The sequence below is a fragment of the Enterobacter sp. JBIWA005 genome, assembly GCF_019968805.1.
GTDB lineage: Bacteria > Pseudomonadota > Gammaproteobacteria > Enterobacterales > Enterobacteriaceae > Enterobacter > Enterobacter vonholyi.
Window position 1 is genome coordinate 1,795,412 of sequence record NZ_CP074159.1, and the last position, 25,251, is coordinate 1,820,662.

General features: G+C 55.6%; 27 protein-coding genes. 13 read left to right on the forward strand and 14 right to left on the reverse strand.

Annotated features, from left to right (window positions below; genetic code table 11):
- Nucleotides 1-5: 5 nt before the first annotated feature.
- Together KGP22_RS08490 and KGP22_RS08495 are read left to right on the forward strand one after the other, a co-directional pair.
- The gene (locus tag KGP22_RS08490; RefSeq protein WP_149367509.1) at nucleotides 6-1,478 is read left to right on the forward strand and encodes a sensor domain-containing diguanylate cyclase; all 1,473 of its coding nucleotides are present in this window, start codon (nucleotides 6-8) and stop codon (nucleotides 1,476-1,478) included.
- A gap of 285 nt (nucleotides 1,479-1,763) precedes the next feature.
- A complete protein-coding gene (locus KGP22_RS08495; protein ID WP_008500746.1) occupies nucleotides 1,764-2,012 on the forward strand; it encodes a GlsB/YeaQ/YmgE family stress response membrane protein in 249 nt (82 codons plus the stop codon).
- A gap of 131 nt (nucleotides 2,013-2,143) precedes the next feature.
- On the opposite strand, the gene KGP22_RS08500 is transcribed toward KGP22_RS08495, so the two are convergent.
- The gene (locus KGP22_RS08500) at nucleotides 2,144-2,242 is read right to left on the reverse strand and encodes a YoaK family small membrane protein (protein WP_029739841.1); all 99 of its coding nucleotides are present in this window, start codon (nucleotides 2,240-2,242) and stop codon (nucleotides 2,144-2,146) included.
- Between the two features lie 45 nt (nucleotides 2,243-2,287).
- Complete coding sequence (locus KGP22_RS08505; RefSeq protein ID WP_149367497.1) at nucleotides 2,288-3,316, reverse strand: sensor domain-containing diguanylate cyclase; 1,029 nt, start codon at nucleotides 3,314-3,316, stop codon at nucleotides 2,288-2,290.
- 309 nt (nucleotides 3,317-3,625) lie between these two features.
- Between KGP22_RS08505 and KGP22_RS08510 the strand changes: the two genes are divergently transcribed.
- The gene (locus tag KGP22_RS08510) at nucleotides 3,626-3,880 is read left to right on the forward strand and encodes a DUF333 domain-containing protein (RefSeq protein ID WP_223581882.1); all 255 of its coding nucleotides are present in this window, start codon (nucleotides 3,626-3,628) and stop codon (nucleotides 3,878-3,880) included.
- 80 nt (nucleotides 3,881-3,960) lie between these two features.
- A complete protein-coding gene (locus KGP22_RS08515) occupies nucleotides 3,961-4,266 on the forward strand; it encodes a periplasmic protein (protein ID WP_045401563.1) in 306 nt (101 codons plus the stop codon).
- On the opposite strand, the gene KGP22_RS08520 is transcribed toward KGP22_RS08515, so the two are convergent.
- Nucleotides 4,267-4,611: a DUF488 domain-containing protein gene (locus KGP22_RS08520; protein ID WP_223581883.1), complete on the reverse strand. Its 345-nt coding sequence runs from the start codon at nucleotides 4,609-4,611 to the stop codon at nucleotides 4,267-4,269.
- 101 nt (nucleotides 4,612-4,712) lie between these two features.
- Between KGP22_RS08520 and KGP22_RS08525 the strand changes: the two genes are divergently transcribed.
- Nucleotides 4,713-5,420 carry a CTP synthase gene (locus KGP22_RS08525; RefSeq protein WP_133294187.1) on the forward strand — a complete coding sequence of 236 codons (708 nt, stop codon included), beginning with the start codon at nucleotides 4,713-4,715 and terminating at the stop codon, nucleotides 5,418-5,420.
- A gap of 31 nt (nucleotides 5,421-5,451) precedes the next feature.
- Here the strand turns inward: KGP22_RS08525 and KGP22_RS08530 are convergent, their stop codons facing one another.
- On the reverse strand, nucleotides 5,452-6,639 hold the full coding sequence (locus KGP22_RS08530) for a CynX/NimT family MFS transporter (protein WP_223581884.1): 1,188 nt from the start codon (nucleotides 6,637-6,639) through the stop codon (nucleotides 5,452-5,454).
- A 99-nt stretch (nucleotides 6,640-6,738) separates the two neighbouring features.
- Here KGP22_RS08530 and KGP22_RS08535 point away from each other — a divergent pair, with 99 nt between their 5' ends.
- Nucleotides 6,739-7,530: a helix-turn-helix transcriptional regulator gene (locus KGP22_RS08535; protein ID WP_149367499.1), complete on the forward strand. Its 792-nt coding sequence runs from the start codon at nucleotides 6,739-6,741 to the stop codon at nucleotides 7,528-7,530.
- On the opposite strand, the gene KGP22_RS08540 is transcribed toward KGP22_RS08535, so the two are convergent.
- Nucleotides 7,514-7,960: a DUF441 domain-containing protein gene (locus KGP22_RS08540; RefSeq protein ID WP_024908579.1), complete on the reverse strand. Its 447-nt coding sequence runs from the start codon at nucleotides 7,958-7,960 to the stop codon at nucleotides 7,514-7,516. The genes KGP22_RS08535 and KGP22_RS08540 overlap by 17 nt on opposite strands.
- A gap of 144 nt (nucleotides 7,961-8,104) precedes the next feature.
- Here KGP22_RS08540 and yoaI point away from each other — a divergent pair, with 144 nt between their 5' ends.
- Nucleotides 8,105-8,209: a small membrane protein YoaI gene (gene yoaI / locus KGP22_RS08545; RefSeq protein ID WP_111965575.1), complete on the forward strand. Its 105-nt coding sequence runs from the start codon at nucleotides 8,105-8,107 to the stop codon at nucleotides 8,207-8,209.
- Nucleotides 8,210-8,229: 20 nt separating this feature from the next.
- On the opposite strand, the gene KGP22_RS08550 is transcribed toward yoaI, so the two are convergent.
- The 3 genes from KGP22_RS08550 to yeaG all read right to left on the reverse strand — a co-directional run bounded on the left by KGP22_RS08550 (nucleotide 8,230) and on the right by yeaG (nucleotide 12,121).
- A complete protein-coding gene (locus KGP22_RS08550) occupies nucleotides 8,230-8,730 on the reverse strand; it encodes a YbaK/prolyl-tRNA synthetase associated domain-containing protein (RefSeq protein WP_111965576.1) in 501 nt (166 codons plus the stop codon).
- Nucleotides 8,731-8,828: 98 nt separating this feature from the next.
- Nucleotides 8,829-10,112: a YeaH/YhbH family protein gene (locus KGP22_RS08555; protein WP_032651499.1), complete on the reverse strand. Its 1,284-nt coding sequence runs from the start codon at nucleotides 10,110-10,112 to the stop codon at nucleotides 8,829-8,831.
- A gap of 74 nt (nucleotides 10,113-10,186) precedes the next feature.
- Nucleotides 10,187-12,121 (reverse strand): protein kinase YeaG, encoded by a 1,935-nt coding sequence (yeaG, locus tag KGP22_RS08560; protein ID WP_008500713.1) that lies wholly within the window; start codon nucleotides 12,119-12,121, stop codon nucleotides 10,187-10,189.
- Nucleotides 12,122-12,552: 431 nt separating this feature from the next.
- Here yeaG and KGP22_RS08565 point away from each other — a divergent pair, with 431 nt between their 5' ends.
- Nucleotides 12,553-13,299, forward strand: coding sequence for a MipA/OmpV family protein (locus tag KGP22_RS08565; RefSeq protein ID WP_115874791.1), 747 nt, complete (start codon nucleotides 12,553-12,555; stop codon nucleotides 13,297-13,299).
- A 78-nt stretch (nucleotides 13,300-13,377) separates the two neighbouring features.
- Here KGP22_RS08565 and KGP22_RS08570 read toward each other — a convergent pair whose 3' ends face one another.
- Nucleotides 13,378-14,262 carry a D-hexose-6-phosphate mutarotase gene (locus tag KGP22_RS08570; RefSeq protein WP_115874792.1) on the reverse strand — a complete coding sequence of 295 codons (885 nt, stop codon included), beginning with the start codon at nucleotides 14,260-14,262 and terminating at the stop codon, nucleotides 13,378-13,380.
- Nucleotides 14,263-14,335: 73 nt separating this feature from the next.
- Nucleotides 14,336-15,331, reverse strand: a complete 996-nt coding sequence (gene gapA / locus KGP22_RS08575; RefSeq protein WP_014831506.1) for a glyceraldehyde-3-phosphate dehydrogenase — start codon at nucleotides 15,329-15,331, stop codon at nucleotides 14,336-14,338.
- A gap of 340 nt (nucleotides 15,332-15,671) precedes the next feature.
- Here gapA and msrB point away from each other — a divergent pair, with 340 nt between their 5' ends.
- Entirely contained in the window at nucleotides 15,672-16,085 is a 414-nt protein-coding gene (gene msrB / locus KGP22_RS08580) for a peptide-methionine (R)-S-oxide reductase MsrB (protein ID WP_008500710.1), read from the forward strand.
- Between the two features lie 41 nt (nucleotides 16,086-16,126).
- Nucleotides 16,127-16,405, forward strand: a complete 279-nt coding sequence (locus KGP22_RS08585) for a YeaC family protein (RefSeq protein ID WP_223581886.1) — start codon at nucleotides 16,127-16,129, stop codon at nucleotides 16,403-16,405.
- 45 nt (nucleotides 16,406-16,450) lie between these two features.
- Here KGP22_RS08585 and pncA read toward each other — a convergent pair whose 3' ends face one another.
- The 3 genes from pncA to sppA all read right to left on the reverse strand — a co-directional run bounded on the left by pncA (nucleotide 16,451) and on the right by sppA (nucleotide 20,037).
- Complete coding sequence (gene pncA / locus KGP22_RS08590; RefSeq protein WP_223581888.1) at nucleotides 16,451-17,092, reverse strand: bifunctional nicotinamidase/pyrazinamidase; 642 nt, start codon at nucleotides 17,090-17,092, stop codon at nucleotides 16,451-16,453.
- A gap of 9 nt (nucleotides 17,093-17,101) precedes the next feature.
- Nucleotides 17,102-18,118: an asparaginase gene (ansA, locus tag KGP22_RS08595; protein WP_008500705.1), complete on the reverse strand. Its 1,017-nt coding sequence runs from the start codon at nucleotides 18,116-18,118 to the stop codon at nucleotides 17,102-17,104.
- 62 nt (nucleotides 18,119-18,180) lie between these two features.
- Nucleotides 18,181-20,037: a signal peptide peptidase SppA gene (gene sppA / locus KGP22_RS08600; RefSeq protein WP_223581890.1), complete on the reverse strand. Its 1,857-nt coding sequence runs from the start codon at nucleotides 20,035-20,037 to the stop codon at nucleotides 18,181-18,183.
- Nucleotides 20,038-20,204: 167 nt separating this feature from the next.
- On the opposite strand from sppA, the gene KGP22_RS08605 reads away from it, so the two are divergent.
- From KGP22_RS08605 to KGP22_RS08615, 3 genes are all read left to right on the forward strand, one after another.
- Nucleotides 20,205-20,756 (forward strand): NAD(P)H nitroreductase, encoded by a 552-nt coding sequence (locus KGP22_RS08605; RefSeq protein ID WP_149366697.1) that lies wholly within the window; start codon nucleotides 20,205-20,207, stop codon nucleotides 20,754-20,756.
- Between the two features lie 116 nt (nucleotides 20,757-20,872).
- Complete coding sequence (gene selD / locus KGP22_RS08610) at nucleotides 20,873-21,916, forward strand: selenide, water dikinase SelD (RefSeq protein WP_008500702.1); 1,044 nt, start codon at nucleotides 20,873-20,875, stop codon at nucleotides 21,914-21,916.
- Nucleotides 21,917-21,920: 4 nt separating this feature from the next.
- Nucleotides 21,921-23,828, forward strand: coding sequence for a DNA topoisomerase III (locus tag KGP22_RS08615; protein ID WP_111965584.1), 1,908 nt, complete (start codon nucleotides 21,921-21,923; stop codon nucleotides 23,826-23,828).
- A gap of 71 nt (nucleotides 23,829-23,899) precedes the next feature.
- On the opposite strand, the gene gdhA is transcribed toward KGP22_RS08615, so the two are convergent.
- Nucleotides 23,900-25,243: an NADP-specific glutamate dehydrogenase gene (gene gdhA, locus KGP22_RS08620; RefSeq protein ID WP_223581893.1), complete on the reverse strand. Its 1,344-nt coding sequence runs from the start codon at nucleotides 25,241-25,243 to the stop codon at nucleotides 23,900-23,902.
- Nucleotides 25,244-25,251: the final 8 nt, after the last annotated feature.

Consider the following 25,251-nt stretch of genomic DNA (forward strand, 5'->3'; position numbering starts at 1 on the left):
AGCTCGTGCATGTGAAAAATACTTTTTACACAACAACCATTACCGTCATCATTGTTTCATTGATCCTCTCGCTGTCGCTCGCCGTCCAAATAGCCACGTCCAGACAGCAGTCAATCCAGCAAATTAATACCAGCGTTGCTAACCTGAGCCATACCCTTGATGTCTACACCGAGGGGATCATGCGCCAGAGTGAAATGTTAATTACTACCGTTTCCGACATAATCGAAATTTATGGTATGACCCCGCAGCAGGCGACCAATATTCAGCACATGATCAATAATCAGGATAACCTTCTTACCCAGATTAATAATGTGGTTGTTTACAACGCTCAGGGCGATATCTTCACCGCACTGCATGAAAGTTTTACCGGGTCACGCAAAGGCTCGGACAGAGAGTTTTTTATCTATCACAAAGAAAATAAAACTCAGCAGATTTTTATTGGGGAGCCGGTGGTAAGCAGAACCAATGGCAAATGGGTTATCACCATCAGTCGACGCCTTGAAACCGAGAGCGGGGCATTTAACGGAGTGGTGGTGGTGACGCTGGGTATCGAAAATTTTCTGGCACTCTACGGGCAGATTAATATCGGTCACTCGGGCGTCATCGGCTTAACGACGCAATCAGGCGTGCTGCTGGTCCGTTATCCCTTTAAAAATACTTATATCGGCACGATTGTTTCTGATTCACCGCTATTCAGGAAATATCTCAAGGTACAAAATTCGGGGATAGCCAGCTCCATCTCACGGTTTGATAAAATCGAGCGCATTTATGCCTACGAGAAAAACAGACGCTACGGACTGGTCACCACCGTGGCCGTTAGCATTGATGAAGCCCTTGCAGCCTGGCGCAAACAGGCCATTCAGCTGGCGGTGCTCATTTTCGTGTTCACGGCGATCCTCATCGTGGCGTCATACTTCCTGTATTCCGACCTGTCCCGAAAAACAAGGGATAACAAAGCGCTGAAGATTATTGCCTCAGAAGATGCGTTGACCGGGCTGTACAACCGCCGCTTCTTTGATGAAAAAATCCTCTCGGAAATCACTATGTGTGCTGAGCATGACGCACCGATTTCGATACTGATCGTGGACGTGGACTACTTCAAAAAATACAACGATAACTACGGTCATCCGGAAGGGGACCGGTGTCTGGCAATGCTCGGAAACAGCCTCAGGGAGAGCCTTACGCGTGATAATCAGATTGTGGCGCGATACGGCGGAGAGGAATTTGCGCTGATATTGCCGGATACGGATATTCAGGATGCGCTCCGACTGGCGCAGACGATTATTCGAAATGTGTTTTCCCTGCAAATCGCGCATGCTTTTAGCCCCTTCGGACGGGTAACGGTCAGCGTCGGGATTTCTACCGCACGTGCCGTCGACATCGCTGGCAGCCAGCAAAATATCATTATTGCCGCTGACCAGGCCCTCTATCAGGCAAAGCGCGCAGGACGTAACCGTTACGCGTTTGTTGGGGTATGAGCAGAAAAAAAAGCCCACTCAGGAGTGGGCAAGAAAAACTGGAAGCAATGTGAGCAATGTCGTACTGAATACCTGAGTATTTCGCTCAACTATTCAGTGTTGAGAAAGATAATCTTTCTCAACAAAAGATGCAACCCCACAGTTTATGTGGCACGCTCTTTTTGTTGATGAATAATCACTCACTCTCTCATTGTGACGCCTATCACAAATTTCCTTTCTGAAATCCTGTGCTATTCTTTTTTGTGTCGTTGATTTAATGACAAAAACCATACAGAGAGGAAAGTTATGGGAATTTTATCCTGGATTATCTTTGGGCTTATTGCGGGTATTCTGGCGAAGTGGATCATGCCGGGCAAAGATGGCGGTGGGTTTATCGTCACCGTAATACTGGGTATTGTCGGCGCAGTAGTCGGCGGCTGGATCAGTACGCTGTTCGGTTTTGGCAAAGTCGATGGCTTTAACTTCGGCAGTTTCGCCGTCGCGGTGATTGGTGCGCTGGTTGTTCTGTTTATCTACAGAAAAATCAAAAGCTAAGGCTTAAAAGCGTTGAAAAAAGGCTGCCAGATGGCGGCCTTTTTACGTATTGGCGTTTACCACCAGCCAAGCTGGGTGCCGGCAAACGCCGCGATGGCAACGATCAGCATAATGAGGGTCGTTTTTCTCATTTATGCCCCAGGCGCCGCGTAACCACCGACAAAAAACCACGCTAAAAAAATCACCGCCGTTATAAAAATAACGACCGGGAAGAGGATCCCTATTCTCATATCATCACCTGTTTCGGTTTTTGTAACGCCGTAGAGTGTACGGGGTTAATCCATAGTGAGAAAGCGTGTTTTGCTTTTTCCTTTCTTATCCTGATACATCGCGACATCCGCGTCGCGTAATGCGCTGTCAGGATCGGTTGCGGCAGGGTCCACTTCGATAACGCCGAGGCTGGCGCCCGGATAAATAATATGAACGCTGCCCAGCCAGTATTCGCCTGCGATGCAGGCGCTGAGGCGCGTTTTGAGCAGCGTAACCTGCGCGTTATCTCCGTCCTCGTGGAGCTGGCTCAGCGATGCGACCAGAAATTCATCACCACCCAGTCGACCGATAATATCGTCCTGCTGTTTCTCTTCCTTCAAACGCTTGCCCACTTCTATCAGGAACTGGTCGCCAGCCTCATGGCCGTAACGATCGTTAATCAGTTTGAAATCATTCAGATCGATGAACGCGATGATGGCGTTACGCTTAAGGTGCCGGGCCAGAGAAAACAGCGTGGTCAGATCTTCAAAAATGGCGCGACGGTTGGGTAAACCGGTAAGGGCATCCGTGTAGGAGTGCGCGATGAGGGCCGCATTGGCTTCGCGAAGCTGGGTTACCAGCGACTCTTTCTGAATGGACTGGGCGATCAGCCCGGCGAAGAGCTTCAGAACCTGTTCCCCGCGCTCGCTAAGCGGCTTTCTGGCCGTGCTGGTGGCGCAGAGCGTACCGTAGAGTGAACCATCCGCAAGATGGACAGGTATACTCATGTAGGTCGTAATGCCAAGCGCTTTTGCGGCTTCACACTCGGGCCAACGTTCGGGTACGTCATTGCTGAATAACGTGTCACTGTCCAGCGCACGCTTGCACAGCGTCTCGTCCCATGGGACGCTCAGACCCTCCGGGATCGTCATCTGCTTGCTGTTGCGGGCGTAGAGGATGTGCTGCAGCCGCGCCTCGATATCGACCTTCGTCAGGTAGGTCGACTCCATGTCGGTGACAATCTCCAGCATCTCCAGCAGCTGGCGAACGAGGCTTTCAAGGGACTGCTCGGTGGCAAGGGTTTCTGAAACGCGAGCGAGGATAAGATCCGACATGACGTAGAATGACTCCCTGGCAGAAGACGTCTGCATCTGCATGTTATGCTGAGTTTTTAGGCTTCAGGCATAGTAAAACATGAATACAGAAAATTTAATATATGCAGGAAGCGGGGAGCAGGCGAGAAAAAAAGCCCCGTTGTTGAGACCGGGGCAAAGACATCTTGATTACGGAATGATGTTCTCTGGTCAAATCGAGAACATGCCACACTATAGTGCTGAAAAGTGCAGTTAAAATGGAGAAATCATGGAGAACGCGGCGATGACCCGTTACCCTTAGGGTGTAATGACGTCAAAAGGATCAATGAGATGAGATTTCTGCTTCTGGCGCTGGCGCTTCCCCTGACCGCCTGTACCGCAAAACCCACGCCACCCGATGCGCCGAAACCGCCGCACGTTATTGGTATGGCGAACCCGGCCTCCGTCTACTGCCTGGAGAAAGGCGGGGAACAGATCCCGGTTCAAAGCCCGCAGGGCGTTCGCACCGAGTGCAAATTACCGGGCGGCGAAGTGCTCGATGAATGGACGCTCTATCGTCGCGATCATCCGCAACCCATCAGGTGACAGACGGATACCACCTGCGATACACTTCTCTTTAGGATTAATCTTAGCCAGTTTCTGGCATTCGTTTCCGCGAGAGAAGTATGTTTCAGCTAAAACCGGGCAGCATGGCGATGATCGTGGGTGCCCGCACGGCGTCAGGCCGTCGCAATATTGGTAAATCTGTTGAGCTATTTGGCCTCTGCCAGCCTGGCCTGCGTTTTGTTAACCCGGTCAACGGCGTGATGACGCAATTACCGGCCACCGCAGATCGCGCGCTTTGGCTGGTGACGGGTGATGTCTACGCCTTTGACAACCAGCACGGCTTTGCGTTTGTACGCGCCGAACATCTGATGCCGCTCACCCCGGATGAAGCGCCGCAAATTCTGGATGAACTGACGATCGGCTGATCACAGATGACGCAGCCAGTCGGCTAAGATCAGGGCGTGATTTTGCTCCGTGTTTTTGGCAGCAAAGAGCAGGGTGACGGTCTGCCTGCGCGCCAGCGTCGCCAGACGCACTCCCTCGTTAGCATGCTGCGCAAGCTCTTCCCGATAGGCCTTACTGAAGGCGGTGAAATCAATGGTTTCGCTATGAAAGGCCTTGCGTAGTTCATTCGAGGGCGTGAGCGCTTTACACCATTCGTCATAAACGAGGTCCGTTTTTTTAACCCCGCGAGGCCAGAGCCTGTCCACCAGCACCCGATAGCCGTCGTCCGGAACTGCCTGTTCGTAAACGCGTTTGCACTGAATCATGATTTCACCCTCCCAATTTAAGGTATTGTGATAATTGCAAAAGATCGGTAGTCTGAGGTTCCTTATGTTATCTGATAATACTCTGGCATAAGGAACCTTTCATGGAACACCTCCCGGTTAAAACGACGCTGCGCATTGCGCTGGTTGGCGACTACAATCCCAATGTTATTGCGCATCAGGCGATCCCGTTGGCCATTGACGACGCCGCCGCAGTCCTTGACCTCACCGCCGATTACGACTGGCTGGCCACCACGGAGCTGACTAGCCCTGAAGATCTGGTGGGCTACGATGCCATCTGGCTGGTTCCTGCCAGCCCCTACAAAAACACCGAGGCCGCTTTTATTGCCGCGCGCTACGCCCGTGAAAACAGCATCCCGTTCCTGGGCACCTGCGGCGGGTTCCAGCACGCGCTGATTGAGTATGCCCGAAACGTGCTGGGCTGGGCCGATGCGGCACACGCTGAGACGGATACCGAAGGCACCATGGTGATTGCGCCGCTGACCTGCTCGCTGGTGGAAAAAACCGATGCGATTGAACTGCGCAAAAATACGCTGATCGCCAAAGCGTACGGCAAACCGGAAATTGAAGAGGGGTATCACTGTAACTATGGCGTGTCGCCGGCGTTTGCGCAGGCGCTGGAAAGCGGTGATATGCATGTAACGGGCTGGGACGATCAGGGTGAAATTCGCGCCGCGGAGCTGGTTACGCACCCGTTCTTCGTGATCACCTTATTCCAGCACGAGCGTGCCGCGCTCGAAGGGCGTCCGGTCGTGCTGGTGCAGGCGATGCTGCGCGCCGCTCGCGGGTAAAAAAGGCAGACCCGAGGGTCTGCCACACTGTTTAACGGGGCGCGATCTCCCGGTCTCGCCCGGCTAAGATGCCGCAGAGGGCCATTATCACGGCGGCCAGGGCGCAGCCCAGAAGCGGGATTTGCCAGTCTCCCGCGCTATCGTGAATTTTTCCCATCAGCGGGGGACCGCAGGCGGCGAGCAGATAGCCAATCGACTGCGCCATGCCGGACAACGCCGCCGCCTGGTGTGCAGAACTGGCGCGCAGACCGATGAACGTCAGGCCGAGGATCATCGTTGCCCCTGTGCCAAAGCCAAACACCAGCGTCCACATCACCGCCATGCCCGGCATAAACCATAATCCCGCCGCGCTTATCGCGCACATCAGCGCCACCGTGCCTGCGATCGCCCGCTGGTCTTTCAGACGGTGAAGGATCAGCGGAACGGCGAGTCCCGGCACGGCCGTAGCCAGCTGCAACAGACCGTGCACCGAGCCAGCCTGCGCTTCGCTGTAGCCGTGGCTCAGCAGTATCGCCGGCAGCCAGCCGATGATGACGTAGTAAATCAGCGAGTTTATCCCCAAAAAGAGCGTGACCTGCCAGGCGAGGGCCGAGCGCCAGATCGCGCGGTTATGCAGCGCGCCTGCGGCCGTTACCGTTGCGACGTGTTTCTGACGCCACTGGGGCAGCCAGAGCAGCAGCGCGACCAGCGGAAACGCCATCAGCATCAGCAGCGCGCCATGCCAGCCAGCGCTACCCTGTGCCAGGGGAACAATCATCGCTGAGCCAAACGCCGCCGAGACGCCCATCGTCAGGGAATAGGCTCCGGTGAGCTTCGCCACCTGGCCGGGAAAATCACGCTTAATTAATCCGGGTAACAGCACGTTCCCGAGCGCAATACCGCAGCCGACGATCGCCGTTCCGGTGAAAAGCAAAGCGGCGGAAGGCAGGGAGCGAACGGCAATCCCGACGCAAATCAGCAGCAGGGCGATAAACAGGCTGCGCTCCATGCCGATACGCCGGGCAACGCCCGCGGCGAGCGGCGAGACGAGGGCGAAAGCCAGCAGGGGCAGGGTGGTCAGCAGACCGGTTTGCGCCGTACTTAAGCCATAATCAAGACGAATTGTATCGAGCAGCGGCGCTGCGCCGGTAAAGGTGACGCGAAGCGTAGTGGCAATCATCAGGATGCCTGCAATCAACAGCGCGCCGTGTTTTCCTGAGGTGCGAATAGCAGTAGTCATTATGTTCTCATACGTTCAAGCGAGCGCACACAATACCCATTTTATCAGCGGTTGAAATCAGGCTAAAATGACAGTTTATCGCTAATATCGGACAAACTGATGATTGGTCTGGGACTGGAAGGCTACGATCCAGATAGCCAGTACGATGCGGCCGTCGCATTTCGCATCCGCGTGGTGGCGGAGGAACAGTATATTCCCCGACATCATCACCGTAAGGGGCAGCTGATTCTGGCCCTCGGCGGCGCAATCACCTGTGAAGTGGAAAATGCGATGCTGATGGTGCCGCCTCAATACGCCGTCTGGATCCCCGGGCAAATGCCGCATAGCAACAGGGCCACGCCGGGCGCGCAGCTCTGCTTTTTGTTTATTGAGCCGGGGGCCGTCAGCCTGCCCGAGCGCTGCTGTACCCTGAAAATCTCCCCCCTGGTGCGGGAGCTGATTTTATCGCTCGCGGAAAAATCTCGTGAACAGCTGCAGCTCGCGGCCACCTCGCGTCTGGTGGACGTCCTGTTTGATGAGCTGCCGCTCCAGCGTCAGGAGCATCTGCAGCTGCCCGTCTCGCCCCATCCCAAAATTAGGCTGATGAGCGAGAAAATGGCGGAAGAGCCCGCCGCCTGGCAGACGCTGGCGCAATGGGCGAGCCACTTCGCCATGAGCGAACGCAGCCTGGCGCGGCTGGTGGTGAAAGAGACCGGCTTAAGCTTTCGCCGCTGGCGTCACCAGCTGCAGCTAATTGTGGCATTACAGCACCTGATCGGCGGGAAATCGGTACAGCAGGTGGCCCAGTCACTGGGCTATGACTCTACCACCGCGTTTATCACCATGTTCAGAAAGGGACTGGGCCAGACGCCAGCGCGTTATATGGCCAGCCTGACTACGACTTCCCGATAAACAGAGAGACAAGGCCTGCCGCAATGAGCGGGCCGACCGGTACGCCACGAAAGAGCGCCACGCCCAGCACGGTGCCCACCAGCAGACCCGCCACCAGCGAGGGCTGGCTGCTCATCAGCGTAACGCCGCGTCCCCCCAGCCACGAAACAAAAATCCCCACCGCGATCGCCACCAGCGATTTCCAGTTTACGAACGAGTGCAGCAGGGTTGATGCAGGAAGCGTACCGCTGGCGATGGGCGCCATTACCCCGATGGTTAAGATGATGATCCCGATGGTGAGGCCTTGTTTTTCTATCCACGGAAAAAAGGTATTTAACGGGGTCACGCGCACAATAATCAGCACCAGAATCGAGATGGCGACGGTGGTGTTATGGCTGACAAAGCCGAGCGCGGCCAGTGCCAGAAGAATGAGCAGAGTAGGGTCAAACATAGGGAATCCTTGCCAGAAAAATTGTTCTGTTTACTGTACGCGCAAACGCGGCAGAGAACAGTTTTAAAAAGATTTTATCGTTGTCATTACCTTGTCATTTACGCGGATTAAAACGAAAGCAGATATCGCAAAAGGGTCGCCATCATGAACGATCACATGTTTGTTGAAACGCTGATTATCTCCTCATCGTTTTTCGCTATTGCCGCTATTCTCGTTGCCTCCGTGCTGTTTCTGGAACGAAAAGGCTGACAGGGCGTCAGCCATCGCAGTTACGCTTTATGGAAGGTGACAAGCTCAGGACGGGCGATGCGCAGGTAATCCTGGGTATCCATAATCACGGATTTCTCCAGCAGGCCGGCGTTAAACGCGATTTCGTCAAAACGCTCGAACAGCAGCGGGTCGGCAACCAGTGCCAAATCAGGATGGAAGCTAAAGGGCGGGATAGCGCCGAAAACGCAGGCGGTCAGGGCATCGACTTCCGCCGGGCTGGCGAGGGAGGCTTTTAGCCCGCCAAAATGGCTTGCAAGCTGGCTCAGGTCAGCCTGCAGATCGGCGGCGAGGATCGCCAGAACGTGTTTTTTTACGCCGTTTCCCTTCACCTTGCAGACCAGGGCTTTTGCGCCTTGCCGCAGGTCGGTCCCGCGAATTTCACTTACCGCTTCACATTTCCCGACAGCCTCGTGCTCCATGACGCGAAACCGCGCGCCCTGCTCGGTGAGTAAGGTAATCAGTTGCTGGTGGGTTCCTGCCCCAATAACGTCATCAGTCATAACGATTTCCCGGTGATAATCCAGTATGCAGCGTTCTACATTAGCACGGGATGAGCGGGGTCGAAAGAAAACAGCCAGCGGGCTCGCTGGCTGTTGGATTATGCGTTGCTGGTAGCAGACTGTTTGTGGAACAGCTCTCTGAACACCGGATAAATATCATCCTGGTCACGGATATGCTGCATGGCAAAATTGTCGAACATCGCCTGCAGATGCTCATATTCTCGCCACAGAGTCTGGTGCGCGCGGCGGGTGATTTCGATATAGCTGTAGTAACGCACCACAGGCAGAATTTTCTTCGCCAGAATCTCGTGACACAGCGGCGAGTCGTCGGCCCAGTTATCGCCGTCCGACGCCTGCGCAGCATAAATATTCCACTGCGCCGGATCGTAGCGCTCTTTGACCACTTCATCCATCAGCTTCAGCGCGCTCGAGACGATGGTCCCCCCGGTTTCCTGAGAGTAGAAGAACTCATGTTCATCCACCTCCTTCGCCTGGGTGTGGTGGCGGATATAGACCACCTCCACGTTCTTATAGGTTCTGCTCAGGAAAAGGTAGAGCAAAATATAAAAACGCTTCGCCATATCCTTGGTTGCCTGGTCCATCGAGCCGGACACGTCCATCAGACAGAACATCACCGCCTGGCTGGAGGGCTCAGGGCGTTTTTCGTAGTTCTTGTAGCGCAGGTCAAAGGTGTCGATAAACGGTACCCGTTCGATCTTCGCCCTCAGCTCTGCAATCTCTTTACGCAGGCGCTCCTCTTCCAGCAGTTGCGCCGGTTCCGTGTTTTCCACCACCTTCAGGCTGCTCTCCAGCTCGCGCAGCTCGCGACGTTTTCCTGCCGTCATGGCCGTGCGTCGCGCCAGCGAATTCTGCAGCGAACGTACGACGCTGATGTTGGCGGGTACGCCGTTGGCGGTGTAGCCCGCGCGGTGGGTTTTATATTCATTAAGCTGACGATGCTGATTCTTTTTCAGATTCGGCAGCGCCAGGTCTTCGAACAGCAGGTCGAGATATTCATCTTTCGAAATCTGGAAGACAAATTCGTCCTGACCTTCACCGTCCTGGCTGGCCTGTCCCTGACCGCTTCCTGAACCACCTCCGCCGCCCTGAGGGCGCTCAATTCTGTCGTTCTGAACGAAGTGGTCATTACCTGGGTGTACGCGATGGCGCAGGCCGCCTCGCCCCTGATGAAACATCGGTTCGCTGATGTCATCGGTGGGGATGGAGACAGACTCGCCGCTGTCGACGTCGGTCACCGAGCGTTTGTTGATGGCCTCGGAGATAGACTGTTTAATTTGCGCTTTATAACGACGCAAGAAGCGCTGGCGGTTCACCGTGCTCTTGTTTTTGCCGTTAAGACGCCGGTCAATAAACCAGGTCATATACCCCCCGTACTGCATTTGCCAACTTGCATTTTGTAGGCCCGGCAGGCTCTAAGCGCCGCCGGGCACTTGTTTTAAGACGATTTACGCACGCGCAGGTACCATTCGCAGAGCAGGCGCACCTGTTTGCGGGTGTAGCCTTTTTCCATCATACGGTCGACAAAATCGTCGTGTTTTTTCTGTTCATCGGTTGAGGTTTTGGCGTTAAACGAGATCACCGGCAGCAGCTCTTCGGTATTGGAGAACATTTTCTTCTCAATGACCGTGCGCAGCTTCTCGTAGCTGGTCCAGTTCGGATTGCGCCCGTTGTTATGCGCTCTGGCGCGCAGGACGAAGTTCACAATCTCATTACGGAAGTCTTTCGGGTTGCTGATCCCGGCAGGCTTCTCGATTTTTTCCAGCTCCGCGTTCAGGGATTCACGGTCAAACAGCTGGCCGGTATCCGGGTCGCGGTACTCCTGATCCTGGATCCAGAAGTCAGCGTAGGTGACGTAACGGTCAAAAATGTTCTGCCCGTACTCTGAATAGGATTCCAGGTAGGCCGTCTGGATCTCTTTGCCGATGAACTCGGCGTATTTCGGGATCAGGTAACCTTTCAGGAACTCAAGATAGCGTTCAGCCTGCTCCTGCGGGAACTGTTCGCGTTCGATTTGCTGTTCCAGCACGTAGAACAGATGAACCGGGTTGGCCGCCACTTCCGCATGGTCGAAGTTAAAGACGCGGGAGAGGATCTTAAACGCGAAGCGCGTGGACAGACCGTTCATCCCTTCATCGACCCCGGCGTAGTCGCGGTATTCCTGATACGATTTCGCTTTCGGATCGGTATCCTTCAGGCTCTCACCGTCATACACGCGCATTTTCGAGTAGATGCTGGAGTTTTCCGGCTCTTTCAGGCGCGAAAGGATGGAGAAGCGAGACAGCGTTTCCAGGGTGCCCGGTGCGCACGGCGCATGCACCAGCTCACTGTGGTTAAGCAGTTTCTCGTAAATTTTGATCTCTTCAGAGATCCGCAGGCAATAAGGCACCTTGACGATGTACACGCGGTCAAGGAAGGCCTCATTGTTTTTATTGTTACGGAAGGTCACCCATTCAGATTCGTTCGAGTGAGCAAGAATGATCCCGTTAAACGGCAGGGCGGAGATACCTTCCGTCCCGTTGTAGTTGCCTTCCTGGGTAGCCGTCAGCAGAGGATGCAGCACTTTAATCGGTGCTTTAAACATCTCGACGAATTCCATGATCCCCTGGTTAGCCCGGCACAGCGCGCCTGAGTAACCGTAGGCATCCGGATCGTTTTGCGCGAAGTTTTCCAGCTTGCGGATGTCAACTTTACCCACCAGCGCCGAGATGTCCTGGTTGTTCTCATCGCCGGGTTCAGTTTTGGCGATGGCGATCTGTTCAAGGATAGATGGCCAGACCTTCACCACGCGGAATTTGGTGATATCGCCACCAAACTCGTGCAGGCGTTTTGCCGCCCACGGCGACATGATGGTGCCGAGGTAGCGACGCGGTATACCGTATTCTTTATCCAGAATCTGCGCATCTTCCTGCGGATTGAACAGGCACAGCGGATGGTCATTCACCGGGCTGCGCTCGCCGTTGGCGCTCAGCACATAGATAGGCACGCGCTGCATCAGCGACTTCAGGCGTTCCGCCAGCGAGGATTTACCGCCGCCCACGGGGCCGAGTAAATAGAGGATCTGTTTCTTCTCTTCCAGACCCTGAGCGGCATGCTTCAGATAGGAGACAATCTGTTCGATGGCATCTTCCATACCATAGAACTCTTCAAACGCCGGATATCGGGCGACCACCCGATTCGAAAAGAGACGGGAAAGCCGGGGTTCCAGGGCAGTGTCAACCATGTTTGGCTCACCAATAGCCATCAATAGCCGTTCTGCCGCATTGGCATAGGCACTGCGATCTTGCCGACAGATGGTAAGAAACTCCTGCAGTGTGAACTCTTCGTCCTTGGCAGCTTCATAGCGCTGGCGATAGTGATCGAATATATTCATGGCATGCCGTCCTTTCGTTTTTTAGCACAGGATAAGAGCCGTTCGTATGAGTAGTGGAGGCTCCCGGAAGAGAATCTCTCGCACCTCACTGCCAGAGCAGCAACCTGTGTGCCAGGTCAGACGCTAAGAACCGCAGGGTGTTCAGGAAAACTCTTCTTAAATTAAAGCGTAGATGGCATTTGCAAAACTTGCATGCCCATAAAATCTACTTTCAATGACATATCAATAACTCATCCAAAAATTTCCACTGTCGTTATAAGACAAATGCACGTTTTTCATTCAGCGGTCATATAAATGAAAGCGTGTTGTCATCTGAAAAGTTAAAAATAACGGGTTAATCAGACTGATTAGCAGGCAAAAAATTTTGGGATGTACGGGAATGGCGGTTACACTTCACCCGCTGATTATTTGACTACAGGAAAGAATGGATTGTGACCAAACTCAAACTTCTGGCATTAGGCATCCTTGCCGCGACCGCAGTAAGCACCGCACAGGCGGAAAGTCAGTGGACGCTTGGCGCGGGTGTTGGCGTCATTAACAGCCCGTACAAACAGTATGACCGTGATGTGTATCCTGTTCCGGTTATCACCTATGAAGGGGATAACGTCTGGTTCCGCGGGCTCGGCGGCGGCTACTATCTCTGGAACGACAAGGCCGATAAGCTCTCCATAATGGCCTACTACGATCCAACGCACTTCAAGCCGGGTGACAGTGACAGCCACGCGCTTCGCCAGCTCGACAAGCGTAAAAGCTCGATGATGGCCGGCCTCTCATACGTGCATAACACCCAGTATGGCTTCCTGCGTACGGCCCTGGCGGGTGACACGCTGGATAACAGCAACGGCTTTATCTGGGACCTGGCGTGGCTGTACCGCTATACCAACGGTGGGCTGACCCTGACGCCGGGTATCGGTGTGCAGTACAACAGCGAGAACTACAACGACTATTACTACGGCGTCTCTAAAAATGAGTCCCGCCGCAGTGGTCTGAAAAGTTATAGTGCAGATGACGGCTGGGATCCTTACCTGGAGCTGACAGCGAGCTACAACTTCCTTGGCGACTGGAGCGTGTACGGTACCGGCCGCTACGAGCGTCTGAGCGACGAAGTGAAGGATAGCCCGATGGTCGATAAGTCCTGGGCAGGTATCTTCTCTGTGGGTGTGAGCTACAAGTTCTGATTGTGCATTAATTTAGTGCAATCTATGCATCAAAACGGGGCGCTTGCGCCCCGTTTGCTTTAGCGTGGTGCAGAGAAATTATCGCTTCACAATGCGAATCGTCTGCCCTAAACGAGACGGTTTTTCTTCACTCGCTTTCTGCGGGTTGGTCACGCGAGCCGTTTCCACGCAGACAAACGTTTTATAACCCTCATCCGTCATGTCGGCCATGCTGACGGACAGCGCAGGACCCGGGTTCCAGCCCACCACATCGCTGTGATGATGATGGACCACTTCAATGCCGCGGTTCAGGGCGCCGTCGTGGATCACGCTACACGCTTCCGGGTGCAGGTAGACGCGGTCGGTACGGTCAGGGAATGCCTGAACGCCGTCGCTCAGTTTGCCTTCTTTCGCGTTATCGACTTTATCGATATAGGTATCGCCCAGGCCGCTCACCTTCACTGCGCTGATATCACCCACGTTGAAATAGGTGTGCAGGGCAGAGGTGGTTTCGAACTCGCCGTGAGCTTCCAGTTCGATTTCGCAGGTTTTACCCAGCTTGAAGCGGGCATACAGGGTGAAATCGTGCGGCCACAGGGCGCGGGTTTCATCATTAGCCTGCAGCTCAAAGGTCAGCACGGCGCCGTTATCGTCTTCGTTGTGCGCTTTCAGGGTCCACTGCTGGTTACGGGCAAAACCGTGAGAAGGCAAACCCTGCTGGGCGGACGGGCCAAACCACGGCCAGCAGATAGGCACGCCACCGCGGATTGCGGCCCCTTTTTTGAAGGAGGTCGCATCGCTCAGCCACAAACCTTCAGCTTCGCCTTCCGGTTTCCAGGAGAGCAGGTGAGCGCCGTTCAGCGCCACGGACGCTTTAACACGCGGATGGTCAACGACGATGATATCAGCACCGTCAATCTGACGGCGGGAGAGCACAGGGGTAAGCTGTTCGACTACCGGAAGTGCAAAAATTTTATTAATCATTAAGCAATCCTCTGTCTTATAAATAAAAAAAGGCGACCGAAGTCGCCTTTTTGGATCAAGCACTCATCTCAACTTATTTGGAGATGTGAGCGATCAGGTCCAGTACTTTGTTAGAGTAGCCAGTTTCGTTGTCGTACCAGGAAACCAGTTTAACGAAGTTGTCGTTCAGTGCGATACCTGCTTTAGCATCGAACACGGAAGTGCATACTTCGCCGTTGAAGTCGGTAGAAACAACGTCGTCTTCGGTGTAGCCCAGAACGCCTTTCATTGCGCCTTCGGAAGCAGCTTTGATTGCTTTCTTAATTTCTTCATAAGAAGCAGCTTTTTCCAGACGAACGGTCAGGTCAACAACAGATACGTTTGGAGTTGGAACGCGGAACGCCATACCAGTCAGTTTGCCATTCAGTTCTGGCAGTACTTTACCTACAGCTTTAGCAGCACCGGTAGAGGATGGGATGATGTTCTGAGCCGCGCCACGGCCGCCGCGCCAGTCTTTGTGAGACGGGCCATCAACGGTTTTCTGAGTAGCGGTGGTCGCGTGAACGGTAGTCATCAGACCTTCGATGATGCCGAAGTTGTCGTTGATAACTTTAGCCAGCGGTGCCAGGCAGTTGGTGGTGCAGGATGCGTTAGAGACGATATCTTGGCCAGCGTAAGTTTCGAAGTTTGCACCACGAACGAACATTGGGGTGTTGTCTTTGGAAGGACCAGTCAGAACAACTTTCTTCGCACCAGCGGTGATGTGTTTACGCGCAGTTTCGTCGGTCAGGAAGATACCGGTTGCTTCAGCAACAACGTCAACACCGATTTCGTTCCATTTCAGGTTAGCTGGGTCTTTTTCAGCAGTAACGCGGATGGTTTTGCCATTAACAACCAGGTGGCCGTCTTTCACTTCAACGGTGCCGTCGAAACGACCGTGAGTTGAGTCGTACTTCAGCATGTACGCCATGTATTCAGCGTCCAGGAGATCGTTGATACCAACGATTTCGATGTCAGAACGTTTCTGAGCAGCACGGAAAACAATACGGCCGATACGGCCAAAACCGTTGATACCTACTTTGATAGTCATATATTCCACCAGCTATTTGTTAGTGAATAAAAGGTTGCCTGTAAAATTACAAAAACCTTACGCAGCGTCAAGCGGAATCGTGTCAATCATTGCGACAAATCAATCCTGTGACTAACGTTTGTGCGACTGACTCGCCTCACTTTCCCTTTGAGCTTGCACCCATATGGGGGCTGCGCCGGGATTTTAAAGTCCTCGCAGGATAAAAATGTGAACGTGATCACAATTGCCTGACCGCTTATTCGCGACACATAAGTTTAGATCAAAAGTGCACGCAAGGGTGTTAATGTTTTGTTAGAATCCGGGTTGAAAGATGTCTGTTTCTACAGCGAGATGTAAGCATATGTCGAACCAACGTAACCCTGACGATTTGAAAAAAAACCTCACAGAAATGCAGTTTTACGTGACGCAGAATCACGGAACGGAACCGCCGTTCACCGGGCGTTTACTGCACAACAAGCGGGACGGCGTCTACCACTGCCTGGTCTGTGATGCCCCGCTGTTTAATTCACAAACGAAATTTGATTCTGGCTGCGGCTGGCCGAGTTTCTATGAGCCGGTGAGCGATGAGGCAATCCGCTATCTGACCGACTCGTCGCACGGCATGGTGCGTACGGAAATTCGCTGCGGCAACTGCGATGCGCACCTTGGGCACGTTTTCCCGGATGGACCTCAGCCTACCGGCGAACGTTTCTGCGTAAATTCAGCCTCAATGAGCTTCACCGATGATGAAAACGGTGACCAGATTAAGGGTTGAAAAAACGATTCAGCAAATTATTCCTTTGAAAGGGCGCGAGTGTGAATATTGATGACATGATTAGCGGCATGACGCCGGAGATTTATCAGCGTCTGGTGACCGCCGTGGAGCTGGGAAAATGGCCCGACGGCGTTGCGCTGACGCCGGAGCAAAAAGAGAACAGTTTGCAGCTGGTGATGCTGTGGCAGGCGCGCAACAACTCCGACGCACAGCACATGACGATCGACACCAAAGGCCAGATGGTGATGAAGAGCAAGCGCGAGCTGAAAGAGGACTTCGGTATCACGCCGAAGCCGATTGCGACGATTAAAATGCAATAACGGTGCGGGTTGATGCCCTCTCCAACAGGGAGAGGGCGTAAAAGACTATGCCTGCGTTTCCAGCCAGTCTTCGAGCGTATACAGGGTTGCGCCTTCCGCAGCCATATCCATAAACGCCTGAGCGCTGTCCTGTGGTTGAATGTTCACCCCGCGGCAGCCGTCGGTGATGACGCTGACGGTGTAGCCAAGCTGAAGCGCATCCAGCACGGTGAACTTCACGCAGTAGTCCGTCGCCAGGCCCAGTACGATCAGCTCCGTGATTTCGTGGTGACGCAACCAGGCGTCCAGCGCCGTTTTCTGGCGATGCCCGTTATCAAAAAACGCGCTATAGCTGTCGATAGCAGGGTTTTCACCTTTATGGAACACTGCGTCGACGGCTTTCTGGTTCAGGAGCGGATGTAACTCCGCGCCTTCCGTCTGCTGTACGCAGTGATCCGGCCAGAAAGTTTGCGCCAGCCCGTCGAGTTCACCCTGGGTGAAGGGCTCTACGTTGTGCTGGCTGGCAAAGCTGCCGTGATTCGCAGGGTGCCAGTCCTGGCTTGCGACAACCGCTTCACCACGGGCTTTGCACCAGTCAATCAGCGTGTTTGCCACGTCAACGGTGCTGTCACCTTCGGCGACGGCCAGCGCACCGCCCGCGCAGAAATCATTTTGCAAATCGACCAGTAGCAGGGCGCGTTGCTTCATGAGCACTCCTTATTCGTCCGGGGTCAGTTCGCCGCGCAGGTTTTGCATCATCGCGCTGCGAATGGACTGAATGTCCAGATCCTGACTCAGTAAATAGTGAAGTTTAGTCAGCGTTGCCTCAACGGTCATATCGAAGCCGCTGATCACACCAGCATGCGCCAGCGCGTTGCCGGTGGCATAGCCGCCCATATTCACTTTACCGGACATACACTGGGTCAGGTTCACTACCACAATTCCGCGCTCGCTGGCTTCCTGAAGCTCTTTCAGAAATTCGCCATTCTGCGGCGCATTGCCCACGCCGTAGGAGCGCAGGATTAGCGCCTTCACCGGCTGGCGCAGGAAGTTACGCACCACGTCCGCAGAGATACCCGGATAGATGGTGACCACGCCAATCGGTTGCGGAGTAATCGGATGCACAATCAGCTCGCCCGCTGTGTTCGGCGCAGGAGGGGTTCCCAGACGACGGATATGAATACCGGCCTCAAGCAGCGGCTGCAGGTTTGGGGAGGCGAAGGCGTCAAAGCCGTCGGCATGGGCTTTGGTGGTGCGGTTACCGCGATACAGACGGTTGTTAAAGAACAGCGACACTTCGTTAATCGGGTAATTCGCCGCCACGTACAGGGAGTTCAGCAGGTTGATCTGCCCGTCCGAGCGCAGCTCCGCCAGCGGAATTTGCGACCCGGTGACGATAACCGGCTTGCTCAGGTTCTCCAGCATGAAGGAGAGCGCCGAGGCGGTAAACGCCATGGTGTCGGTGCCGTGCAGGATCACGAAGCCGTCGTACTGGTCGTAATGGGCTTTAATGTCATCCGCGATATGCTGCCAGTCTTCCGGCGTCATGTCGGAGGAGTCCATCAGCGGCTCGTATTCATGGATCGTAAAGTCAGGCATTTCCGGACGGTGGAATTCTGGCATCAGCGCAAGCTGACGCTGCAGGTGGCCGGAGACGGGGATATAGCCGTTTTCGGAGCGCTGCATACCGATGGTACCGCCAGTGTAGGCTACATAAATCGATTTCTTCTGCATGGTAGTGAGTTCTTGTTCTTCAAAAGAAAAAAATCCCCTCTTCGCGAGAAGAGGGGACGGTTTTAACGGACGTTCGCGCAGGTCAGGCAAAACGCGTAACGACTCTGTGGATCGTTAAAGGCCGCAAGCTTATCGCTTTCCGCCTTCATCGCTTTTGCCGCCGTGGCGACAGGCGCAGGCAGGTAAGCCTGCAGCGCCTCCGGCAGCATGGCACGTACCGAGCCGGACATGCTGTCCATGACCATCTCGAAGAACGACGGTTCGTCCTGGTAATACTCGATATGCCACTGCTTAAGCTTCGCCAGTTCGGCGGCTTTCTTCACCGCGTCATCGAAGTCACCCAGGCTGTCCACCAGCCCGTTGCTCTTCGCATCCTGGCCGGTCCAGACGTGGCCCTGTGCAATCTGGTCGATCTGCTCAGGCGTCTTTTTACGCGAGTCCGCGACCAGGGTGATAAAGCGTTTATAGCCGTTCTCAATGCTGAGCTGCATCATCTCAGAAACTTCCGGCGGCAGGGATTTGGTCACCGACACATCCGCCAGCGGAGAGGTTGCTACACCATCGGTATGCACGCCCAGAGAATCCAGGCTGTTTTCCACGGTGTTGATCACCCCGAAGATGCCAATCGAGCCGGTCAGCGTGCTTGGATTAGCCACGATATAGTTGGCTGGCGTGGAGATCCAGTAACCTCCGGAGGCGGCCATTCCGCCCATTGAGACGACGACCGGCTTGCCTGCGGCGCGGGCCGCGGCAAGTTCAGCGCGGATCACCTCAGAGGCGCTGACGCTGCCGCCAGGGCTGTTGACCCGCAGGACAATTGCCTTCACTTTCGGATCGAGGCGAGCATCGCGGATTTGCGACGCGGTAGTATCGCCGCCCACGTTCCCCGGGGTCTCCTGACCGTCCATGATCGCACCGTTGGCAAAGACCACCGCGACGCTGTCACCGTTCTCATCCGGTTTTTTCGTCGAGTAATCATACATGCTGATGGCGCTGTAATTTTTGTCCTCTTTGCTCCAGCCAAACTGTTTGCTCAGGGATTTTTCAATCTCGGCGCTGGTGCCCAGGGCATCAACCAGTTTGTTATCGAGCGCATATTTTGCGGTATCACCGTCAACCTTACGCAGGCCTTCGAGCACGCCCTGCGCGCCAGGGAACACCTGCTCAGGCGTAATCTGACGGTTAGCGGCAACGGTGCCGAGATAGTTTTGCCACAGCTCGCCAATCCAGCGGCTGTCCGCTTCGCGGGCGGCAGGGGACATATCGTCGCGGATAAACGGCTCCACGGCGGATTTATACGTGCCGACGCGGAAGACGTGGGTGGTGACCTTCAGCTTGTCGAGCAGCGATTTATAGTACAGGCCATTGGTGGCAAAGCCGTGCAGATCGACCGTGCCCTGCGGGGAGAGCCAGATCTTATTGGCGAAGCTCACCAGATAATATTGCCCCTGGCTGTAGCTGTCGCCCACGGCAATCACCGGCTTGCCGCTGTCGCGGAACTCGCGCAGCGCTTTACCGATGTACTGCATAGACGGCTGATCGCCACCGGCAAAATCTTTCAGATCCAGCACGATACCGGTGATGTTGCGGTCGTCTTTGGCCTGACGGATGGTATCGACGATATCGAACAGGGAATTTTCCTGCAGGCGGTCTGATGTCGCGCCAAACAGCTGGCGGCTGATTACGCCCAGACGGCTGCTGGCGGAAGGTTTATCAACAATAACGCCGGTGATATCGAGTAACAGCGCCCCGCGGGTCGAATGCTGCGCCTGATTTGCGTTACTGATGTGCATCCAGATTCCCGCGCAAACCAGAACCAGAAAAATGAAGAAGATGTTCATCACCAGGTTGCGGACGAAGTTGAGCAGTCGCCACGTCCATTTAAAGAAACCGGCAATGATTCGCCAAAGGGTTCGCATGTATTCTCCCTAACCAGAAAATGACTGTTTCCGTCGCCACTGGACGGTAATGTTGGGTTATCGTAATGACCCAACCGCCACTTGTCAGCAGGAATCGCCTGCCAGGCTGTAACAAAATCTGCCGTCGTGTTAATTTTGTGAGTAAATTTCAAGAAAGGAGTTAACCAATGGACGCACTCGAACTGCTTGTTAACCGCCGTAGCGCTTCCCGTCTGGCCGAACCTGCCCCGGCAGGCGAGCAGCTGGAGAACATTCTGCGTGCCGGCATGCGTGCCCCCGATCATGGCACACTGCAGCCGTGGCACTTCTTTGTAATTGAAGGCGAAGGCCGCGATCGTTTCAGTCAGCTGCTGGAGCAGGGCGCGGTTGCCGCCGGGCAGGATGAGAAGGGCATCGACAAGGCGCGCAATGCCCCGTTCCGTGCACCGATGATTATTGCTGTCGTGGCGAAATGTCAGGCCGACCATAAGGTCCCGGTCTGGGAGCAGGAAATGTCCGCTGGCTGTGCGGTAATGGCGATGCAAATGGCCGCCGTCGCGCAGGGCTTCAACGGCATCTGGCGCACCGGGCCGCTGACGGAGAGCGTAGCCGTACGGGAAGGATTCTCCTGTGGCGAGCATGACAAAATTGTCGGCTTCCTCTATCTCGGTACTCCGCAGCTTAAAGCCTCCAGCACCACCAGCGTGCCGGACACCACGCCTTTCGTCAGCCGTTTCTGATAACGCGCGCTAAACTGTCTGGATTCTGAGCATCTGCCGCAGAATTCAGACAGTCATACTTACCTCTTTATGGAATGAGCGCTACCATAGCGCGATTGAGATGACAGGAGACGTCCATGAGCGAGCAAACCATTCGTTTAACGCAGTACAGCCACGGAGCCGGTTGCGGTTGTAAAATTTCCCCGAAAGTGCTGGAGACCATCCTGCACAGCGAACAGGCGAAGTTTGTCGACCCGAACCTGCTTGTCGGCAACGAAACGCGTGACGATGCAGCGGTTTATGACTTAGGTAACGGCACCAGCATTATCAGTACCACCGACTTCTTTATGCCGATTGTCGACAACCCGTTCGACTTCGGACGCATTGCGGCCACCAACGCCATCAGCGATATCTTCGCAATGGGCGGCAAGCCGATTATGGCGATCGCCATTCTGGGCTGGCCGATCAACACCATCCCGCCGGAAGTGGCCCGTGAAGTGATTGATGGCGGCCGTTTTGCCTGCCAGCAGGCGGGAATTGCGCTGGCCGGCGGTCACTCTATTGATGCGCCGGAGCCAATCTTCGGCCTGGCCGTTACCGGCGTGGTGCCGACCGAACGCGTGAAGCGCAACAGCACCGCGCAGGCGGGCTGCAAGCTGTTCCTCACCAAGCCTCTGGGCATTGGCGTGCTGACCACCGCCGAGAAAAAGTCCCTGCTGAAACCGGAGCACAAAGGGCTGGCAACCGAAGTCATGTGCCAGATGAACCTCGCCGGTGCGGCGTTCGCCAATATCGACGGCGTGAAGGCGATGACCGACGTGACCGGTTTTGGCCTGCTGGGGCACCTCTCCGAAGTGTGTCAGGGCGCGGGCGTGCAGGCGCAGGTCTGGTATCAGGACGTGCCGAAGCTGCCGGGCGTGGAAGAGTATATTGCTCAGGGCGCAGTTCCGGGCGGTACCCAGCGTAACTTCGCCAGCTACGGTCACCTGATGGGCGAAATGCCTGAGGAGTGGCGCAACCTGCTGTGCGATCCGCAAACCTCCGGCGGTCTGCTGCTGGCGGTGACGCCGGAATCCGAAGCCGAGGTTCAGGCTACGGCCGCCGAGTTTGGCATTACCCTGACGGCGATCGGCGAGCTGGTGACCGCGCGCGGTGGCCGACCGATGATTGAGATCCGTTAATTCGATGCGGTTGTTTATTGCCGAAAAGCCGAGCCTGGCCCGTGCCATCGCCGACGTGCTGCCTAAGCCGCATCGCAAAGGCGACGGCTTTATCGAATGCGGTAACGGGCAGGTGGTTACATGGTGTATTGGTCACCTGCTTGAGCAGGCGCAGCCGGATGTCTATGACAGCCGCTACGCCCGCTGGAATTTGAACGATCTGCCCATCGTGCCTGAAAAATGGCGCCTGCAGCCCCGACCTTCGGTGACCAAACAGCTCAACGTGATCAAGCGCTTCCTGCATGAAGCCGATGAAATCGTGCACGCGGGTGACCCGGACAGGGAAGGACAGCTGCTGGTGGATGAGGTGCTGGACTATCTGGAGCTCGCGCCGGAAAAGCGTCAGCAGGTGCAGCGCTGCCTGATCAACGACCTCAACCCGCAGGCGGTGGAGCGTGCGATCTCGCGCCTGCGCGCCAACAGCGAATTTATCCCGCTGTGCGTCTCCGCGCTGGCCCGCGCGCGCGCGGACTGGCTGTACGGTATCAACATGACCCGTGCCTACACCATCCTCGGGCGCAACGCGGGCTATCAGGGCGTGCTCTCCGTGGGGCGCGTGCAGACGCCGGTGCTGGGGCTGGTCGTGCGTCGCGATGAAGAGATTGAAAACTTCGTCGCCAAAGATTTCTTTGAGGTCAAAGCGCATATCGTTACGCCTGAAGACGAGCGTTTTACCGCCGTCTGGCAGCCGAGCGATGCCTGCGAATCGTATCAGGATGAAGAGGGGCGTCTGCTGCACCGTCCGCTGGCGGAGCACGTGGTTAACCGCATTACCGGACAGCCCGCTATCGTCACCAGCTATAACGATAAACGGGAATCAGAACCCGCGCCTCTGCCGTTCTCGCTGTCGGCCCTGCAGATTGAGGCCGCGAAGCGCTTTGGCCTCAGCGCGCAGAACGTCCTGGATATCTGCCAGAAGCTCTACGAAACCCACAAGCTGATCACCTATCCGCGTTCGGACAGCCGCTACCTGCCGGAAGAGCACTTTGCCGGACGTCATTCGGTGATGAACGCCATCAGCGTGCACGCGCCGGATCTGCTGCCGCAGCCGGCGGTGAATCCGGATACCCATAACCGCTGCTGGGACGATAAAAAAGTCGATGCCCACCACGCGATTATCCCGACGGCGCGCGCCAGCAGCGTCAACCTGACGGATAACGAAGCGAAGGTCTACAATCTGATCGCCCGTCAGTACCTGATGCAGTTCTGCCCGGACGCGGTGTTCCGCAAATGCGTGATCGAGCTGGAAATCGCGAAAGGAAAGTTTATCGCCAAAGCCCGTTTCCTCGCGGAAGCAGGCTGGCGTACCCTGCTGGGGAACAAAGAGCGTGACGAGGAGAACGACGGCACGCCGCTGCCCGTCGTCGCTAAAGACGACGAGCTGCTGTGTGAAAAAGGGGAAGTGGTGGAACGCCAGACCCAGCCGCCGCGCCATTTCACCGATGCGACGCTGCTGTCGGCGATGACCGGGATCGCCCGGTTCGTGCAGGATAAAGATCTGAAGAAGATCCTGCGCGCTACCGACGGTCTGGGTACGGAAGCAACCCGCGCGGGGATCATCGAGCTGCTCTTTAAGCGCGGTTTTCTTGAGAAGAAGGGGCGCTATATCCATTCGACCGAGCCGGGACGCGCGCTAATTCATTCCCTGCCGGAGCTGGCCGCCAGGCCGGACATGACCGCGCACTGGGAATCGGTGCTGACGCAGATCAGCGAGAAACAGTGTCGCTATCAGGACTTTATGCAGCCGCTGGTCGGGACGCTTTACCAGCTAATCGATCAGGCGCGCAGCACGCCGGTGAAAACGTTCAGAGGGATGGTTGCACCCGGTGGTGGCGCGAAGAAACCGTTTAAAAAGAAAAAGAGCGCGGCCTGATACGCCCGGTTTACCCCCTCTCCCTGTGGGAGAGGGCTGGGGTGAGGGCACCCGGCCGCACGCTATAAACCTTAAATCACGCCCTGCCCAATCATCGCATCCGCCACCTTCACGAATCCGGCGATATTCGCCCCGCGCACGTAGTTGGTTTGCGATGCCTCGCCGCCGTACTCCACGCAGGCATGGTGAATATCCAGCATGATGTGATGCAGGCGGGCATCCACTTTTTCCGCCTTCCAGCCGAGACGCGCGGCGTTTTGCGCCATCTCCAGGCCGGACGTCGCCACGCCGCCCGCGTTGGCAGCCTTGCCCGGTGCAAACAGTACGCCCGCTTCCAGGAACAGATCCGTCGCTTCGATTGTGGTCGGCATATTCGCCCCTTCGGCTATCGCCTTCACGCCATTGCTAATCAGCGTACGCGCGGCGTCCACGTCCAGCTCATTCTGAGTGGCGCACGGCAAAGCGATATCCACCGGCACGCCCCACGGCTGTTTGCCTTCAAGATAGGTCAAGCCAAACTCCCGGGCATAATCTGCAAGACGGCCATCGCGGCTGGCTTTTATTTCACACAGGCGTGCCAGCTTCTCCTTCGTAAAGCCCGCTTCATCCACCACCGTTCCGCTGGAGTCAGAGGCGGTTACCACGCGAGCGCCAAACTGCATCGCTTTCTCAATCGCGTACTGCGCCACGTTACCGGAGCCGGACACCGCGACGCGCATGCCTTCAAAGCCTAAACCGTGGCGCTTGAGCATGGCCTCGGTGAAGTAAACCAGGCCGTACCCGGTCGCTTCCGGGCGGATCAGGCTCCCGCCAAACGACAGCCCCTTACCGGTAAAGACGCAGGCGCTGTTGTTGGAGAGCTTTTTCATCATCCCGGCCATAAAGCCTACTTCACGCCCGCCCACGCCGATATCACCGGCAGGCACGTCGGTGTCAGGACCAAGATGGCGATAGAGTTCGGTCATCAGCGCCTGGCAGAAACGCATGATTTCACCTTCGCTTTTGCCTTTCGGGTCGAAATCGCTGCCGCCTTTCCCGCCGCCCATGGGCAGCGTGGTGAGGGCGTTTTTAAAGGTCTGCTCGAAGCCGAGGAATTTCAGAATCGACAGGTTCACGGACGGATGGAAACGCATGCCGCCCTTAAACGGGCCGATGGCCGAGTTGAACTGTACGCGCCACGCGCGGTTAACCTGCACCTGATTGCGATCGTCAACCCACGTCACGCGGAACTGGATCACGCGCTCTGGCTCGACCAGGCGTTCGAGCAAAGACATCTGGCGATAGCGCGGGTTTTGTTCAAGGAAGGGCCACAGGGTGGTCATCACTTCACGCACGGCCTGCGCGAACTCGCTTTGGTGCGGGTCGCGCTGCTGAACGTGGGCAAGGAAGCTTTCCAGAGAGCGTGTCTGATCCATAGATATAA